The 15,006-nt window shown below is 73.5% G+C and carries 9 protein-coding genes; 6 read left to right on the top strand and 3 right to left on the bottom strand.

Going from position 1 to position 15,006, the window contains the following annotated elements; genetic code table 11:
- Positions 1-154 precede the first annotated feature (154 nt).
- Positions 155-1,300 carry a DNA recombination protein RmuC gene (locus tag ACN26Y_RS03480; RefSeq protein ID WP_155328852.1) on the bottom strand — a complete coding sequence of 382 codons (1,146 nt, stop codon included), beginning with the start codon at positions 1,298-1,300 and terminating at the stop codon, positions 155-157.
- A 54-nt stretch (positions 1,301-1,354) separates the two neighbouring features.
- Between ACN26Y_RS03480 and ACN26Y_RS03475 the strand changes: the two genes are divergently transcribed.
- The gene (locus ACN26Y_RS03475) at positions 1,355-2,128 is read left to right on the top strand and encodes a hypothetical protein (protein WP_155328851.1); all 774 of its coding nucleotides are present in this window, start codon (positions 1,355-1,357) and stop codon (positions 2,126-2,128) included.
- A 102-nt stretch (positions 2,129-2,230) separates the two neighbouring features.
- Here the strand turns inward: ACN26Y_RS03475 and ppc are convergent, their stop codons facing one another.
- Positions 2,231-5,017, bottom strand: a complete 2,787-nt coding sequence (gene ppc / locus ACN26Y_RS03470; RefSeq protein ID WP_422734321.1) for a phosphoenolpyruvate carboxylase — start codon at positions 5,015-5,017, stop codon at positions 2,231-2,233.
- Positions 5,018-5,319: 302 nt separating this feature from the next.
- On the opposite strand from ppc, the gene ACN26Y_RS03465 reads away from it, so the two are divergent.
- A complete protein-coding gene (locus tag ACN26Y_RS03465; RefSeq protein WP_422734320.1) occupies positions 5,320-6,360 on the top strand; it encodes a S66 family peptidase in 1,041 nt (346 codons plus the stop codon).
- 111 nt (positions 6,361-6,471) lie between these two features.
- Here ACN26Y_RS03465 and ACN26Y_RS03460 read toward each other — a convergent pair whose 3' ends face one another.
- Complete coding sequence (locus ACN26Y_RS03460) at positions 6,472-7,386, bottom strand: cyclase family protein (protein ID WP_422734319.1); 915 nt, start codon at positions 7,384-7,386, stop codon at positions 6,472-6,474.
- A 404-nt stretch (positions 7,387-7,790) separates the two neighbouring features.
- On the opposite strand from ACN26Y_RS03460, the gene mfd reads away from it, so the two are divergent.
- The 4 genes from mfd to ACN26Y_RS03440 all read left to right on the top strand — a co-directional run bounded on the left by mfd (position 7,791) and on the right by ACN26Y_RS03440 (position 14,965).
- Positions 7,791-11,426, top strand: coding sequence for a transcription-repair coupling factor (gene mfd, locus ACN26Y_RS03455; RefSeq protein WP_422734318.1), 3,636 nt, complete (start codon positions 7,791-7,793; stop codon positions 11,424-11,426).
- A gap of 50 nt (positions 11,427-11,476) precedes the next feature.
- Complete coding sequence (locus ACN26Y_RS03450) at positions 11,477-12,250, top strand: hypothetical protein (protein ID WP_422734317.1); 774 nt, start codon at positions 11,477-11,479, stop codon at positions 12,248-12,250.
- A 2-nt stretch (positions 12,251-12,252) separates the two neighbouring features.
- The gene (locus ACN26Y_RS03445; RefSeq protein ID WP_155328845.1) at positions 12,253-13,236 is read left to right on the top strand and encodes a nucleoside triphosphate pyrophosphohydrolase; all 984 of its coding nucleotides are present in this window, start codon (positions 12,253-12,255) and stop codon (positions 13,234-13,236) included.
- A gap of 109 nt (positions 13,237-13,345) precedes the next feature.
- Positions 13,346-14,965, top strand: coding sequence for a DUF885 domain-containing protein (locus tag ACN26Y_RS03440; RefSeq protein WP_422734316.1), 1,620 nt, complete (start codon positions 13,346-13,348; stop codon positions 14,963-14,965).
- Positions 14,966-15,006 lie beyond the last annotated feature (41 nt).

Here is a 15,006-nt window from a genome sequence, read left to right as displayed (position 1 = left end):
AGGGCCCTCAGATGCAGGGCACGCGTGAGCGAAATCCTTCGCGGTATCGACGTCCGGTGTCACTACCAGCCAGTTCGTTGTGACCATCTCGTGACATGCGTGGACACGCATTGTCACATCCACCGCTTGATGTGGACGGACGGTGAACGTCCACTCAGGCGCCCGGCTCCAGCAGCTCCGGCGCCTGGGGCTGACGTGGAGTGACCTCGACCTGAGCCGGCGCCGCCAGCTCGTCGTCGGACACGCCCAACTCGGCGAGCTTACGGGCACTGACCAGCACGCGCGCCTCCAGCGAACCCACCGCACGGTTGTACGCGGTGACCGCCCCACCGAGCGACGCCCCCAGCTTCCCGACGTGGTCGCCCAGGGTGGACAGCCGCCCGTACAGCTCGCGGGCCAGGGAATGCACCGCCACCGCGTTGCGGGCCAACGCCTCCTGCCGCCACGAGTAGGCGACCGTGCGCAGCAGCGCGACCAGGGTGGCGGGGGTCGCGAGCACCACGTTGCGGGCGAACGCGTGCTCCAGCAGCGTCGGGTCGCGCTGCAACGCGACGTCGAGGAACGGGTCGGCCGGCACGAACAGCACCACGAACTCGGGTGCCTGGTCGAACGCCGCCCAGTACGTCTTGGCCGCCAGCGCGTCCACGTGGGCGCGCAGGTGCTTCGCGTGCGCGTCGAGGTGGCCGTCCCGGCCACGCTCGTCGCGGGCCTCCATCGCGGTCAGGTACGCCTCGAACGGCGCCTTCGCGTCGACCACCACCGACCGGCCGCCGTGCAGACGCACCACCAGGTCGGGTCGGACCCCCTGATGGTCGGTCGCGGCGGTGACCTGCTCGGCGAAGTCGCAGTGCTCCAACATGCCGGCCGCCTCGACGATGCGACGCAGCTGGTGCTCGCCCCACCGGCCGCGCACCTGGGGTGCCCGCAGCGCCGCCACGAGCTGCTTGGTTTCCGTGCGCAGCTCACCGGAGACCGTGCTCATCGTGCGGACCTGTTCGCGCAGCTCGGCGTACGCGTCGACCCGGTCGCGTTCCAGCTCGGCGACCCGCAGCTCGTACCGCCGGAGGGTCTCGTGCAGCGGCGCCACCGCGCGGGCCACCGCCTCCTGGGACTGGGCGGTGGCCTCGTAGCTGAGCGCGCGCATGGACTGCTCCAGGCGGCCCTCGCCCTCCCGGGTGGCCGCGAGCGTGGCCTCCAGCCGGGCGATCTCGGTGGCGGACCGGACGCGGGCGGCGTACCAGCCCACCGCGCCGCCCGCGGCGAGGCAGACGACCACCACGGCCAGCGTCGGAAAGTCCATGCCGCCGAGCTTGCCAAACGGGTACGACCGGGCGCGCGTGGGTAGGTACGCGTCATGGAACTTCTGCTGTGCCTCGGCATCGTGGCTCTCGGCGCGGTGATCGCCTTCGCGGTCGCCCGTGCCCAGGCGGGCGCGCGCCGCGGTGACGAGCTGGCCGACGCGCGGGCGGAGGCGCAGCGCTGGTACGAGCGACTCGGCGGGCAGCTGATGAACCTCCACGGGGAGGAACCCGCGGTCCGGCAGGCGCTGGCCGACGCCGGGGAGCGGTACAACGCGGCCGGCTCCCAGCTGGAACAGGCGCGGACACCGCACCAGTTCGCGCTCGCCCGGGAGACGGCGCTGGAGGGACTGGCGTACATCCGGGCGGCCCGGACCGCGATGGGCATCGACCCCGGGCCCGACCTGCCGCCGCTCGCCGCGGCCAGAGGTGCCGGGCAGCTCACCCGGGACCGCGAGGTGGACGTGCAGGGGCAGACCTTCAAGGCCGGCCCGCAGCCCAGCCGGGACACGCCCTACTACTACCCGGGTGGGCGGTTCCAGGGCCGGCCGGTGCCCGCCGGTTGGTACTCGACGCCGTGGTGGAAGACCGCGCTGGGCGCCGGCGCGGGCGTGGTCGGCGGCCTGCTCATCGCCGACGCGCTCTTCTCCCCGATGTGGGGCGATCCCGGGTACGGCTACGGCACCGGCTACGAGGAGGGCTTCCAGGACGGGGCCGACCAGGGCGACGCCGGCGCTGCGGGCGGCGGTGACGTGGGCGGCGAGGGCAGCGGCGGCGCGGGCGCCGGCGACTTCGGCGGCGGCGACGATTTCGGCGGCGGCGACTTCTGAACCGCCGCCGAGCGGTAAGGAGGGGTCCCCTGTTAACAGCCGACTGTTAACAGGGGACCCCTCCTCTACCTCAGGCGTTAATAGGGGGCCCTTCCTTACGCCTCAGCCGGTGTTGCGCATGCCGGCGGCGATGCCGTTGACGGTGGTGAGCAGGGCGCGCTCCAACGCCGTGCCGTCACTCGGCGCGCGCCGGCCGCCCGGCGCGGTGGCCACCGCACGACCCGCCGCGCCCGATTCCCGGTACTGCCGCAGCAGCGCCACCTGGAGGTGGTGCAGCGGCTCCAGGTAAGTGTCCCGCACGGCGAGGGTGCGCTGGAGCACCGGCGAGCTCTCCAGCAGGGCCGGCGAGGCGGTCACCGCGAGCACCTCGCGCTTGGTCAGCTCGTACTCCTGCTCGATCTTGTGGAAGATCGGGTGCAGCTTCTTCGGTACCAGCGTCTCCACGTACCGGCGGGCGATCGTCAGATCCGTCTTGGTCAGCATCATCTCGACGTTCGACAGGAACGTCCGGAAGAAGTGCCAGCTGCGGTGCATCTCGGCGAGCACGTCCGCGTGCCCGGCCTCGCGGGCGGCGGCCAGGCCGGAGCCCACCCCGAACCAGCCGGGGACGATCTGCCGGGTCTGGGTCCAGCCGAACACCCACGGGATGGCCCGCAGACCGGCCAGCCCGGCGCCGGTGTTCGGGCGCTTCGCCGGCCGGGAGCCGATGTTCAGCGCGCCCAGCAGCTCGGTCGGGGTCGACGCCCAGAAGTACGCGGGCAGGTCCGGGTCCTCGACCAGCGACCGGTACGACCGGAACGCCGCCTCGCTGACCACGTCCATCGTCGCGTCCCACCGCTCCAGCATCTCCGCGGGCTGCCGGGGCGCGGTGTGCAGCAGCGTCGCCTGGAGCACGGCGGCCATGGTCAGCTCCAGGTTCTCCCGGGCCAGCGCGGGCAGCGTGTACTTGTCCGAGATCACCTCGCCCTGCTCGGTCACCTTGATCGCGCCGTCGAGCGTCCCGTACGGCTGGGCCAGGATCGCGTCGTGCGTGGGCCCGCCGCCCCGGCCGACCGTGCCGCCGCGGCCGTGGAAGAGCCGCAGGTGCACGCCGTGCCGGGCGGCGACGTCGCGCAGCGCGCGCTGCGCCCGGTGGATGGACCACTGGCTGGTGGTGATGCCGGCCTCCTTGTTGGAGTCGGAGTAGCCCAGCATCACCTCCTGCACGTCACCGCGGGCCGCGACCAGCGCCCGGTACGCCGGCAGCGACAAGAGCTCGTCCAGCAGCTCACCGCCGGCGTTCAGCTCGGCGGGGGTCTCCAGCAGCGGCACGAAGCCGATCCGCGCCCGGCCGCTGTGTACGTCGATCAGGCCGGCTTCGCGGGCCAGCACGACCGCGGCGAGCACGTCGTCCACGCCGAGGGTCATCGAGATGATGTACGACTCGATCACTTCGGTGCCGAACCGGTCCTGCGCCTCCCGGATCGTGCCGAACACGTCGAACGTCTTGCGGGCGGACTCGGTGAGCGGCGTGTCGAGGGTGGACAGCGGCCGCCGGCCGGTCAGCTCGTCGGCGAGCAGCTTGGTGCGCTCCAGCCGGCTCAGCGACGGGTAGTCCTCCACCTCGCCCACCGCGCCGTACAGCTGGGCCAGCACCTCGTGGTGCTTCTCGGCGTGCTCGCGGACGTCCATGGTGGCGAGGTGCAGGCCGAACGCGGACACCGTACGGATGGTCGACGCGAGCCGGCCCACGGCGGTGAGCTGGCCGGAGTTGCGGGCCAGCGAGGCGCGCAGCAACTCCAGGTCGGCGATCAGCTCGCCGGACCCCCGGTAGTCCCGCCCCGGCACGTGGGCGGTGCCCTGCCGCAGCCGGTGCCGGGTGTTGGCGAGCTTCGCCTTCACGCAGCGGGCCTTCAGCCGGTACGGCTCCTCGGCGTTGACCCGGCGGAACCGGGGTGCCACCTCGGGCAGCGCGTCGAGGTCGGCGGCCAGGCTGGCCGAGAGGTCCAGCGAGACGCCGCGTAGCCGGCGGGAGACCGACACCTCGTTGATGAGCTGGTCCATCGCCTTCTCGGTGGCCGCGATGCCGTGCTCGTGCTGGATGATCAGCACTTCGCGGGTCACCGTGGGGGTGACGAACGGGTTGCCGTCCCGGTCGCCGCCGATCCAGGTGCCGAAGGTCAGCGGCCGGGCGGTCGGCGAGGTCTCCACCCCGAGCATGCGCAGCGTGTCGGCGAGGTCGTCGAGCACCTGCGGCGCCGCCTCGGCGTACAGGTCGCGCAGGTAGTAGATGGCGTTGCGGGCCTCGTCCGTCGGGTCGGGCCGGTCCAGCCGCAGCTCGTCGGTCTGCCACATGAGGTCGAGCAGTTCGGCGAGGCGGCGGTTGGCGGGGCCCTCGTCGCTGGCCCCGTACAGGATCGCGTTGCTGGTCTCGGTGTCCAGTTCGTCGGCGATCGCGCGGAGCTTCGACAGGATCGACCGGCGGGCGGCCTCGGTGGGGTGGGCGGTGAAGACCGGGCGCACCGCGAGGCGGCGGGCCACCGCGGCGATCTCCTCGGCGGGCACCCCGCGCTCGGCGATCATCTTGGCCGCCTGGTCCAGCCAGCCGCCCTGGATGGCGCGGCGGCGGCGCAGGTCGCGGGCGCGGTGGACCTGCTCGGTGATGTTGGCCAGGTGGAAGTACGTGGAGAACGCGCGGGCCAGCTTGGTGCCCGTGGTGACGTCCAGCCCGGCGAGCCGCTGGGCGGCGGCCGGGGCGTCGGTGCGGACCTGGGCGCGGATGTCCTCGACGAGGTCGAGCAGGGGGCGGCCCTCCTGGCGGGCGAGGGTCTGCCCGAGCAGGGTGCCGAGGCGGCGGATGTCGGCGCGCAGCGCGGCGTCGGGGCCGTCGTGGTCGTGCTGGTCGGTCACGGTGCGCTCCTTACGTGAGTACGAAGGACAGCGCTGTCCGACTCCCTGGATGGTATCCGCGCGGACCAGGGTGTAAGGAGGGGCCCCTTGTTAACGCCTTCTGTTGTGGAAGGGTCCCTTCCTAACATCTCAGGCATTCGCGCAGCTCCCGGCCGGTGCCACGGCACGGACGCCGGGCCGTGGCGGCGGAGCAGGGTGTCGCCGATCACTCCGCCAGCCTAGAGTCCGGTTCGAACGGGTACGCCGTTTCGCCCCGGCTCCGGCGCGGATGCCCACTGGCGGGCGTCGGTAGCGTTCGGATCGTGCCGACGTTGCGCTATCCACCAAAGCCGCGCCCCGGCGACCGGGTCGCGGTCGTCTCCCCGTCCGCCGGCCTGCCGGGCCTCTTCCCGCACGTGTACGAGCTGGGCCTGCGCCGGCTGCGCGAGGACCTCGGCCTGGATCCGGTCGAGTACCCGACCACGTGTGTCATGGACGCCGACCCGCGCGACCGGGCGCGGGACCTGACCGCCGCCTTCGCCGACCCCACGGTCACCGCCGTGCTGGCCACCGTCGGCGGGGAGGACCTGATCACGGTCACGCCGCACCTCGACGACGCGGTGCTGCGGGCGAACCCGAAGCCGTACTTCGGCTACTCGGACAACACCAACATGCTGAACCACCTGCACCGGCTGGGGACGGTCGGCTACCACGGCGGGTCGGTGTTGGTGCACCTCGGCCGGCCCGGTGCGCCGCACCCGCTCACGTTCGACTCGCTGCGCGCCGCGCTCTTCACCACCGGCTGGTACGACCTGACCCCGGCCACCGAGTGGGGCGACCAGCCGAACGACTGGAACGACCCCGCCACGCTGGCCCGCGAGCCGGTGATGTTCCCGGCCTCGGGCTGGACCTGGGCCGGGGCGCAGCGGGTGGTCGAGGGCCGGATCTGGGGCGGCAACCTGGAGGTGCTGCACTGGCTGCTCGCCGCCGACCGGGTCGCCCCCGTGGCGGAGCTGGCCGGGTCGGTCTTCGTGCTGGAAACCTCCGAGGAGCTGCCGTCGGCCACCGAGGTCTTCCGGATGTTGCGCAACCTGGGGGAGCGGGGCCTGCTCGGGACGTTCCCCGCCGTGCTGGTCGGCCGGCCGAAGGCGTGGGAGTTCAGCCGGCCGCTCGGCCCGGCGGAGAAGGTGGCGTACGCGGCGGAGCAGCGGGCCGCGGTGACCCGGGCGCTGGCGACGTACAACCCGTACGCGGTGGTCGTCTTCGATCTGGACATCGGGCACACCGACCCGCAGCTGATCCTCCCGTACGGCGGTGACGTCCGCGTCGACGCCGCCGACCGCCGCATCTCGGTGCGCTACTGATCGGTGAGCGGCCAGGAAGATCCACTCGATGCCCCGGGCATCGCGGTGTCCAACACGGTGCGATGCCGCGATGCCCGGGATCCCGTGTCGATCTTGCCGGTGCCGGCGCGATCAGCTCACGACGGCGAAGGCGCGGACCGGGAAGGTGCCCATGCCGGCCACCCGTGGTGGCGCGGCGGTGAACCGGAATCCGGACGGGGGAAGGGCCTCCAGCCCGGTCAGGTGCTCCACGATCGGGATCCCGGCCGCCAGCAGGCCGCTGTGCGCGGGGCGCTCGCCGGCCGCGGCCGGGCTCATGTCGTCGATGTTGATCGAGTCGATGCCGACCAGGGCGGCGCCCGCCTCGACCAGCGCGCCGGCGCCGTCGCCGGTGAGGTACGGGGCCTCGGGTGCGCCGTACCGGTCGGTGCCGAAGTGCGCCGACCAGCCGGTGTGCAGCAGCACCGCCTTGCCGGCGACGTCGTACGGGGCCAGCAGCAGCCGGTCCACCGCGCGGGTGTCGGCGGGCACCCGGACCACGACGCCGGGCAGGTCGGCGAGCCGGTCGAGCGGTGTGCCGGTGAGATCGGCACCGTCGGCGTAGCGGTGCGCGGGGGTGTCCACGTACGTGCCCGTGTTGGCGATCATGTCGATCCGGGCGACGTGGAACTCGGTGCCCGGGGCGTAGTTCGCGCGGGACGCCTCCCGGGTCAGCCAGTCGGTGATCCGCGGCGCCGGCCAGCCCGGAAGTGTGACCATCCCGTCGGTGACCGGGTGGCTCAACTCGACCAGCCGGCGGCCCGGCGCATCCTCGCCGGTCCCGGAAACGCCGCGCCCGCCCTTGTGCGGCTCCTCGATGATCGTCTTGTTCGTGATGCGGACGTCGGCCACCATCAGCAGCCCGAGGTGCCGGACGAAGAGCGCGGCCAGGTCCGCGTCGTCGATCTCCCGACCGGGGATGTCCAGCCGGAATCCCTCGGTTCGCAGCCCACCACCGTTGGCGAAGGTGACCTCCGCGTCGAACTGCACGCGCCACTGTCCGCTCATGGGTTCAGCCGACCATGACGGCGCGGCCGGGTCAAGATCCACCTCATGGGACGGGACCGGCGCAACTTCGGGGAAGGTGCTGCCTCCGGGCTTCGGAAGGCAGCGCCTTCCCCGAAGTTGTCCGGATCTTGAGCGCGCGAACGCCGACGCGGATCGCGGATCGCGGATCGCGGATCGCGGGAGCGGGGGCGGGGGCGGGAGCGGGGGCGGGGCGGCGCGAGGCGGGGGTGGCGGCGGCGCGAGGCGGGGGTGGGGCGGCGCGGGGCGGGGTGAGGCGGCGGGCGACGGTGGCGGGAAGCGGGCAGAACGTCGGGGGACGGAGATAGGCTGGCAGGCGTGCACCCCCCGTCCCGCCGGACGAGGGGCTTTAGTCGTGTGCCGACGCCCCCTGGAAGTGATCACACATGCTCACCGGACTCTTCGCCGCCGCCCTGGCCGACCCGGCCCTCGCCCGGGCCCGTGACCTGGCGCGATCCGGTGCTGCCCGCCTCGACGGGCTCGACCTGACCGCCCCGCCGTCGCTGCGGCCGTTCGCCGTCGCCGCTGTCGCGGCCGACGAGCCGGTGGGAGGCGCGGGCCGGCCGGTGCTGGCGGTCACCGCCACCAGCCGGGAGGCCGACGACCTCGCCTCGGCGCTGGGCAGCCTGCTCCCGGCAGAGCAGGTGGCGGTCTTCCCCTCCTGGGAGACGCTCCCGCACGAGCGGCTGTCACCGCGTTCGGACACGGTGGGCCGGCGGCTGGCCGTGCTCCGCCGGCTGGCCCACCCCGACTCGGCCGACGCGCACGGCCGCACCGGCCCGCTGCGGGTGGTGGTCGCCCCGGTCCGGTCCCTGCTGCAACCGCAGCTGAAGGGCCTCGGCGACCTGGAACCGGTGCGGCTGGCCGCCGGCGACGAGGCCGACCTGGAGGAGGTCGCGCGCCGGCTCACCGACATGGCGTACGCGCGGGTCGACCTGGTCACCAAGCGCGGCGAGTTCGCCGTACGCGGCGGCATCCTCGACGTGTTCCCGCCCACCGACGAGCACCCGTCCCGGGTCGAGTTCTGGGGCGACGAGGTGGAGGAGATCCGCACCTTCGCGGTGGCCGACCAGCGCACGATCGAGGCGGTTCCCCAGCTCTGGGCCCCGCCCTGCCGGGAGCTGCTGCTGACCCCGTCGGTGCGGAAACGGGCCGCCGCCCTCGCCGAGGAGCACCCGGAGCTGGCGGAGATCCTCGACAAGCTGGCCGAGGGCATCCCGGTCGAGGGCATGGAGTCGCTCGCCCCGGCGCTGATCGGTGCCGATTCGATGGAGCTGCTGCTCGACACCATGCCGGCCGGCACCCACGTGCTGCTCTGTGACCCGGAGCGCATCCGCACCCGGGCGCACGACCTGGTGCGTACCGCAGACGAATTTCTCCGAGCGAGCTGGGAGGCGGCCTCGAGCGGCGCACAAAGGCCGATTGACCTCGGTGCCGCCGCCTTCCGGACCCTCGCGGACGTCCGGGCGGCCGCCCGCGTCCAGGGCCAGCCCTGGTGGACGGTCTCGCCGTTCGGGCTGGCCGAACCGGCCGCGGCCCCCGCGCGACAGCCCTGGGAGGACGAGCCGGTCGAGGTGGACGTCACCCCGGACGACGCGATCGCGGTGACCCTCGCGGCCCAGCCCGCCCCGCTCTACCACGGCGAGACCGCCCGCGTGGTCGACGACCTCAAGCGCTGGGCGGGCGAGGGGTGGTCGATCGCGCTGGTCTTCGCGGGGCACGGTCCCGCCCAGCGGGCCGTCGAGGTGCTGCGCGACGCCGGCCTGGGCGCGCGGATGACCGAGGAGGTGCCGACCGCGCCCGCCCCTGGGGAGCTGCTGGTCACCTGCGGGTCGCTGATCGGCGGTTTCGTCGACGAGGCGTCCCGGTTCGTGCTGCTCACCGGGGACGACCTGACCGGCGGCCGGGGCACCTCGACCCGGGACATGCGCAAAATGCCGAGCCGGCGGCGTAACACCATCGACCCGCTGGAGCTCAAGGCCGGCGACTTCGTCGTGCACGAGCAGCACGGCATCGGCCGGTACGTCGAGCTGGTGCAGCGGACGGTCAACGGCGCCAGCCGGGAGTACCTGGTCATCGAGTACGCCCCGAGCAAGCGCGGCCAGCCCGGCGACCGGTTGTTCGTCCCCACCGACCAGCTCGACCAGCTCTCCCGCTACGTCGGCGGTGAGCAGCCCACCCTGCACAAGATGGGCGGCTCGGACTGGCAGAAGTCGAAGGCCCGCGCCCGCAAGGCGGTCCGGGAGATCGCCGCCCAGCTGATCCAGCTCTACGCCGCTCGGAAGGCGTCCAAGGGGCACAACTTCGGGCCGGACACCCCGTGGCAGCGGGAGCTGGAGGACGCCTTCCCCTGGCAGGAGACGCCGGACCAGCTCGCCGCCATCGAGGAGGTCAAGCGGGACATGGAGCAGACGGTCCCGATGGACCGGCTGATCAGCGGCGACGTCGGGTACGGCAAGACCGAGATCGCCGTCCGAGCCGCGTTCAAGGCGGTGCAGGACGGCAAGCAGGTGGCGGTGCTCGTGCCGACGACGCTGCTCGTGCAGCAGCACTACAACACGTTCGCCGAGCGGATGAGCCAGTTCCCGGTGACGATCCGGCAGCTGTCCCGCTTCCAGACGCCGAAGGAGGCCGAGCAGACCCTGGCCATGGTCGCCGACGGCACCGCCGACATCGTCATCGGCACCCACCGGCTGCTCCAGGCGTCCACCCGGTTCAAGTCCCTCGGCCTGGTCATCGTCGACGAGGAGCAGCGCTTCGGCGTCGAGCACAAGGAGCACCTGAAGGCCATGCGGGCCGCGGTCGACGTGCTCAGCATGTCGGCCACCCCGATCCCGCGGACGCTGGAGATGGCGATCACCGGCATCCGGGAGATGTCCACCATCGCCACCCCGCCGGAGGAGCGGCACCCCGTGCTCACCGCCGTCGGGGCGTACGACGAGCGGCAGGTGGCCGCCGCCATCCACCGTGAGCTGCTCCGCGACGGTCAGGTCTTCTACCTGCACAACCGGGTCGAGTCGATCGAGCGGGCGGCGCGGAAGCTGCGTGAGCTGGTGCCCGAGGCGCGGGTCGCGGTGGCGCACGGCCAGCTGGGCGAGGAGGCCCTGGAGAAGGTCATGGTCGGCTTCTGGGAGAAGGAGTTCGACGTCCTGGTCTGCACCACGATCGTGGAGTCCGGCATCGACATCCCGAACGCCAACACCCTGATCGTGGAACGCGCCGACCTGCTCGGCCTGGCCCAGCTGCACCAGATCCGCGGCCGGGTCGGCCGGGGCCGGGAGCGGGCGTACGCGTACTTCCTCTACCCGCCGGACAAGCCGCTCACCGAGCACGCCCACGAGCGGCTGGCCACGATCGCGCAGCACACCGAGCTGGGCGCCGGCATGTACGTGGCGATGAAGGACCTGGAGATCCGGGGCGCCGGCAACCTGCTCGGCGGCGAGCAGTCCGGCCACATCGAGGGCGTCGGCTTCGACCTGTACGTGCGCATGGTCGGCGAGGCGGTGCAGGCGTTCAAGGGGGAACGTCCGGAGGAGGAGGTCGAGGTCAAGGTCGACCTTCCGGTGGACGCGCACCTGCCGCACGACTACGTCGGCGTGGAGCGGCTGCGCCTGGAGATGTACCGCAAGCTGGCCGAGGCCCGCGACGAGGAGCGGCTGCGCGAGGTGGTCGCCGAGATGACCGACCGGTACGGCGAGCCGCCCGCGCCGGTGCAGAACCTGGTGGCGGTGGCGCGGTTCCGGCTGCTCGCCCGCCGCTACGGCCTCACCGACGTCAGCATGCAGGGCAAGCACATCCGGTTCGGTCCGCTGCCGCTGCCGGACTCGAAGCAGCTGCGGCTCAAGCGGTACCACCCGGACGCCGTCTACAAGGCGGCGCTCGACCAGGTCAGCGTGCCGCGGCCGAGCACCCGCCGGGTCGGCGGCGAGCCGCTGCGCGACCAGGCGCTGCTGGAGTGGTGCGCCCAGCTCCTCTCCGACGTGCTCGGCGAGCCGGCGGCCCTCGCGGGGGCGGCCCGGTGAGGCGTGGGGGCCGTCACACCGCGCCGGGACGGCGTGAGAGAGTGACCGGCATGCGTGCTCGCCGTCTTGTCGCCGTCGCCAGCGTGGCGGTCGGCCTCGTCGCCCTCGCCGGATGCCGTACCGAGCCGGGTGTCGCCGCGTACGTCGGTGACCAGCGGATCACCGAGGAGGCCGTGAACGGAATCCTCGACGAGCTGCGGGCACAGACCGCCGCCCCGACGGCCGCGCCGGACGCGCCGGAGGCGGCCCAGCCGGCGCCGCCGCTGCCCGGCCGGGCCCAGATCGTCGGCACGCTCGTGCTGGGCGAGGTGTGCGAGCGGGTGTCCGCCGACAAGGGCTACCGCCCGCAGGGCCGGGCGGAGCCGGCCCAGGTCGCCCGCCAGCTCGGCCTCGCCCCGGAGACGGAGTACGTGCGCGAGGTCGCCACCCTCTACACCTGCCTCTCCGGCATCCCCACCGGCGCGCCGGCCGCGCCGACCGAGCAGGAGCTGGCCGACCTCATCGCCGCCGGCCGCAAGGCGGGCGTGATCCCGGCGGACGTTCCCGACGACGCCGCCGCCGGGCAGCTCGACGGCGACCAGCTGCGGCTGGCCCTCGCCACCCGCCGGTCGCTTGCCGAGGCCGTCGAGGGGTACGACGTGACGGTCAACCCCCGCTACCGGCCGCTGGAGTTCCCGGTGCTCAGCTTCGCCGGCGACGCGCCCGCGGTGAGCGTGCCGCTGGGTGAGCCGGGCTCCGACGCGGTCACCGACATCTCCACCCCGGAGCCGCTGCCGACGGTCGAGCCGACCGGCGCCGAGGCGACCGAGCCGGTCGCCAGCTGAGCATGTCGGCGCGGATCGTCCTGCTGGTCACCTCGCCCCGGCTGCCGGCCGGGCTGCTCACGGCGGCCGCCTGGGACGTCGTACGCCGGCACCCGGTGCTCGCCGGGGCGGAAAGCGCGACGGCGGCGGCGGTCCGCGCGGCGGGCGCCGAGGTGACCGTGGTCGACGGTCCGGCCACCCAGGCGCTGCTGGACACGGTCGCCGCCCACGGCACGGCGGTGTGGCTCGCCGGCCCGGCCGGCGACGAGTCCCTCGCCCGTGAGCTGGGTCTGCGCCTGGCCCGGGAGCCGGGCCTCGCCGAGCTGGAGCTGATGTACGGCTCGTGGGACCCGCCGGGTGCCCGGCTGCTCGACGCGGTGGCGGTGATGGACCGCCTCGTCTCGCCCGGCGGCGACCCGTGGAAGCGGGCGCAGACCCATCGGAGCCTCGCCCGTTTCCTGCTGGAGGAGTGCTACGAGGCGTACGACGCGATCAGCGCCGGGGACACCGACGCGCTGCGCGAGGAGTTGGGGGACGTGCTGCTCCAGGTGGTGCTGCACGCCCGGCTCGCCGAGGAGCTGCCCGAGGACGAGCGGTGGACCGTCGACGACGTGGCCGGTGGCCTGGTCGACAAGATGGTCCGGCGTAACCCGCACGTCTTCGCCGACGGCCGGGCGGCGTCGATCGAGGAGATCGAGGCGAGCTGGGAGCGGATCAAGCGGGCCGAGAAGGCGCGCGACTCGGTTCTCGACGGCATCGCCATGAGCCAGCCCGCTCTCGCTCTGGCGGCGAAGATCCTCGAGCGCGCCGCCCGCATCGGCCTGGCCGTCCCACCCCCGCTGGCGGACACCCAGGTGGACCCGGAGGCAAGACTCGGCGCAGGTCTCCTGACCACGGTCGCCGCCGCGCGGGAAGCCGACCTGGACCCGGAAGCGGCCCTCCGCCGCGCCACCCTGGCCTACGCGGAAGCCGTCCGCACCGCCGAAGGCGCCGCCCCGCAAAGCTGATCATGAAGTTGGCGGGTGCGTACGAGATCGAACCACCCGCCAGCGTCATGATCAACGCCGATCGGCGCCAGGCGGGTGCGGGTGCTGGGTGATCGGTAGGGTGCTTCCCATGCAGGAGTTCGGGCCGCTGGCTGAGCGGATCGTCGACGCGTTGCTGGAGAGCCGGCCCGGACTGGCCGCCACGGCGGGGGATCACCGGCACGACGACCGGTTGCCGGACTGGTCCGCCGACGCGCTGGCCGCCGATCGGGCGATGCTGCGGGACGCGGCCGACGCGCTGTCCGAGGTGGACGGTGACGCGCTCGACGTGGACGACCAGGTGGACCACGCCCTGCTGACCGCCCTCGTCGACCGGGAGCTGTTCGAACGGGACGAGATCCGCGCACACGAGTGGGACCCGCTCCGGCACAACCCCGGCGGGCTGCTGCACGCGCTGGTCGCCCGCCCGTACGCCCCGGTCGAGGTCCGGCTGGACAGCCTCGCCGGCCGGCTGGAGGCCCTGCCCGACGCCCTCGCCACCGCGCGTGCGACGCTGCGCGACATGCCGCGGATCCACGCCGAGACGGCGGTCGGGCAGTTCACCGGCACCGCGGCGCTGATCCGCGACGAGGTGCCGGCGCTGCTCGACGCGGCACCCGCGCGGCACGACCGCGTCGCGCCCGCCGCGGCCACGGCCATCGCGGCGATCGAGGAGTTCGTGGCGTGGCTGCGCACCGGCCTCGCCGCCGACGCCGGGCCGGGCCGCGACCCGCGCCTGGGGCGCCGCCGGTGGGAGGCGCGGCTGTGGCACACGCTCGACACCGAGCTGGGCGCCGCCGAGATCCAGTGGCGGGCCTGGGCCAACCTGGACCGGGTCACCGAGGAGATCCGTGCGGCGGCCGTCGAGCTGGTCGGTGGGCCGGCCGACGACGAGACGGTACGCCGGGCGCTGGACCTGCTCGCCGCCGAGCACCCGGACGACCACACCATCGTCGACCTCGCCTCGACGACGCTCGACGAGGCGAGCGACTTCGTCCGCGCCCACGACCTGGTGACCCTGGTCGACGACCCGTGCGTGATCCAGGTGATGCCGGAGTTCGCGCGCGGCGTGGCGGTCGCGTACTGCGACTCGCCGGGGCCGCTGGAGACGGCCGACGTGCCGACGTTCTACTGCATCGCGCCCACCCCGGCGGACTGGCCGGCGCACCGGGTCGAGTCGTTCTACCGGGAGTACAACGACCACATGATCCGCAACCTCACGGTGCACGAGGCGATGCCCGGGCACTTCCTCCAACTCGCGCACGCCCGCCGGCACGTCGGTGGCACCCGGGTGCGGGCCCTCGCCCGGTCCGGGCCGTTCATCGAGGGCTGGGCGGTGCACGCCGAGGAGGTGATGGCCGGGCGCGGTTTCGGGGGTGTGCCGGTGCGGTTGCAGCAGCTCAAGATGCAGCTGCGGATGACGATCAACGCCCTGCTCGACCAGTTGGTGCACTGCGAGGGGATGACCGAGACGGACGCGATGGCGCTGATGACCGAGCGTGGCTTCCAGGAGGAGGGCGAGGCCGCCGGCAAGTGGCGGCGGGCGCTGCTCACGTCGACGCAGCTGTCCACGTACTTCGTCGGGTACACCGAGGTCGCCGAGATCGCCGCCGCCCGCCCCGACGGGGTGTCCGTCCGGGACTGGCACGACGCGATGCTCGCCCACGACTGCCCGCCCCCACGCCACCTGCGCACCCTGCTCGGGGTGTAAGGAAGGGCCCCCTGTTAACGCCCGCGGTAGAGGAAGGGCCC

The sequence above is a fragment of the Micromonospora sp. WMMD558 genome, from assembly GCF_049315255.1.
In the GTDB taxonomy this organism is placed as follows: Bacteria; Actinomycetota; Actinomycetes; order Mycobacteriales; family Micromonosporaceae; genus Micromonospora.
This window is presented reverse-complemented; position numbering and strand designations above follow the sequence as displayed.

Bases quoted from the DNA above. Each gene is read 5' to 3' on its own strand.
- mfd (WP_422734318.1), top strand. From the start codon at position 7,791: ATGCTCACCGGACTCTTCGCCGCCGCCCTGGCCGACCCGGCCCTCGCC.
- ACN26Y_RS03460 (WP_422734319.1), bottom strand. From the start codon at position 7,386: ATGAGCGGACAGTGGCGCGTGCAGTTCGACGCGGAGGTCACCTTCGCC.
- ACN26Y_RS03450 (WP_422734317.1), top strand. From the start codon at position 11,477: ATGCGTGCTCGCCGTCTTGTCGCCGTCGCCAGCGTGGCGGTCGGCCTC.
- ACN26Y_RS03480 (WP_155328852.1), bottom strand. From the start codon at position 1,300: ATGGACTTTCCGACGCTGGCCGTGGTGGTCGTCTGCCTCGCCGCGGGC.
- ACN26Y_RS03475 (WP_155328851.1), top strand. From the start codon at position 1,355: ATGGAACTTCTGCTGTGCCTCGGCATCGTGGCTCTCGGCGCGGTGATC.
- ACN26Y_RS03440 (WP_422734316.1), top strand. From the start codon at position 13,346: ATGCAGGAGTTCGGGCCGCTGGCTGAGCGGATCGTCGACGCGTTGCTG.
- ACN26Y_RS03445 (WP_155328845.1), top strand. From the start codon at position 12,253: ATGTCGGCGCGGATCGTCCTGCTGGTCACCTCGCCCCGGCTGCCGGCC.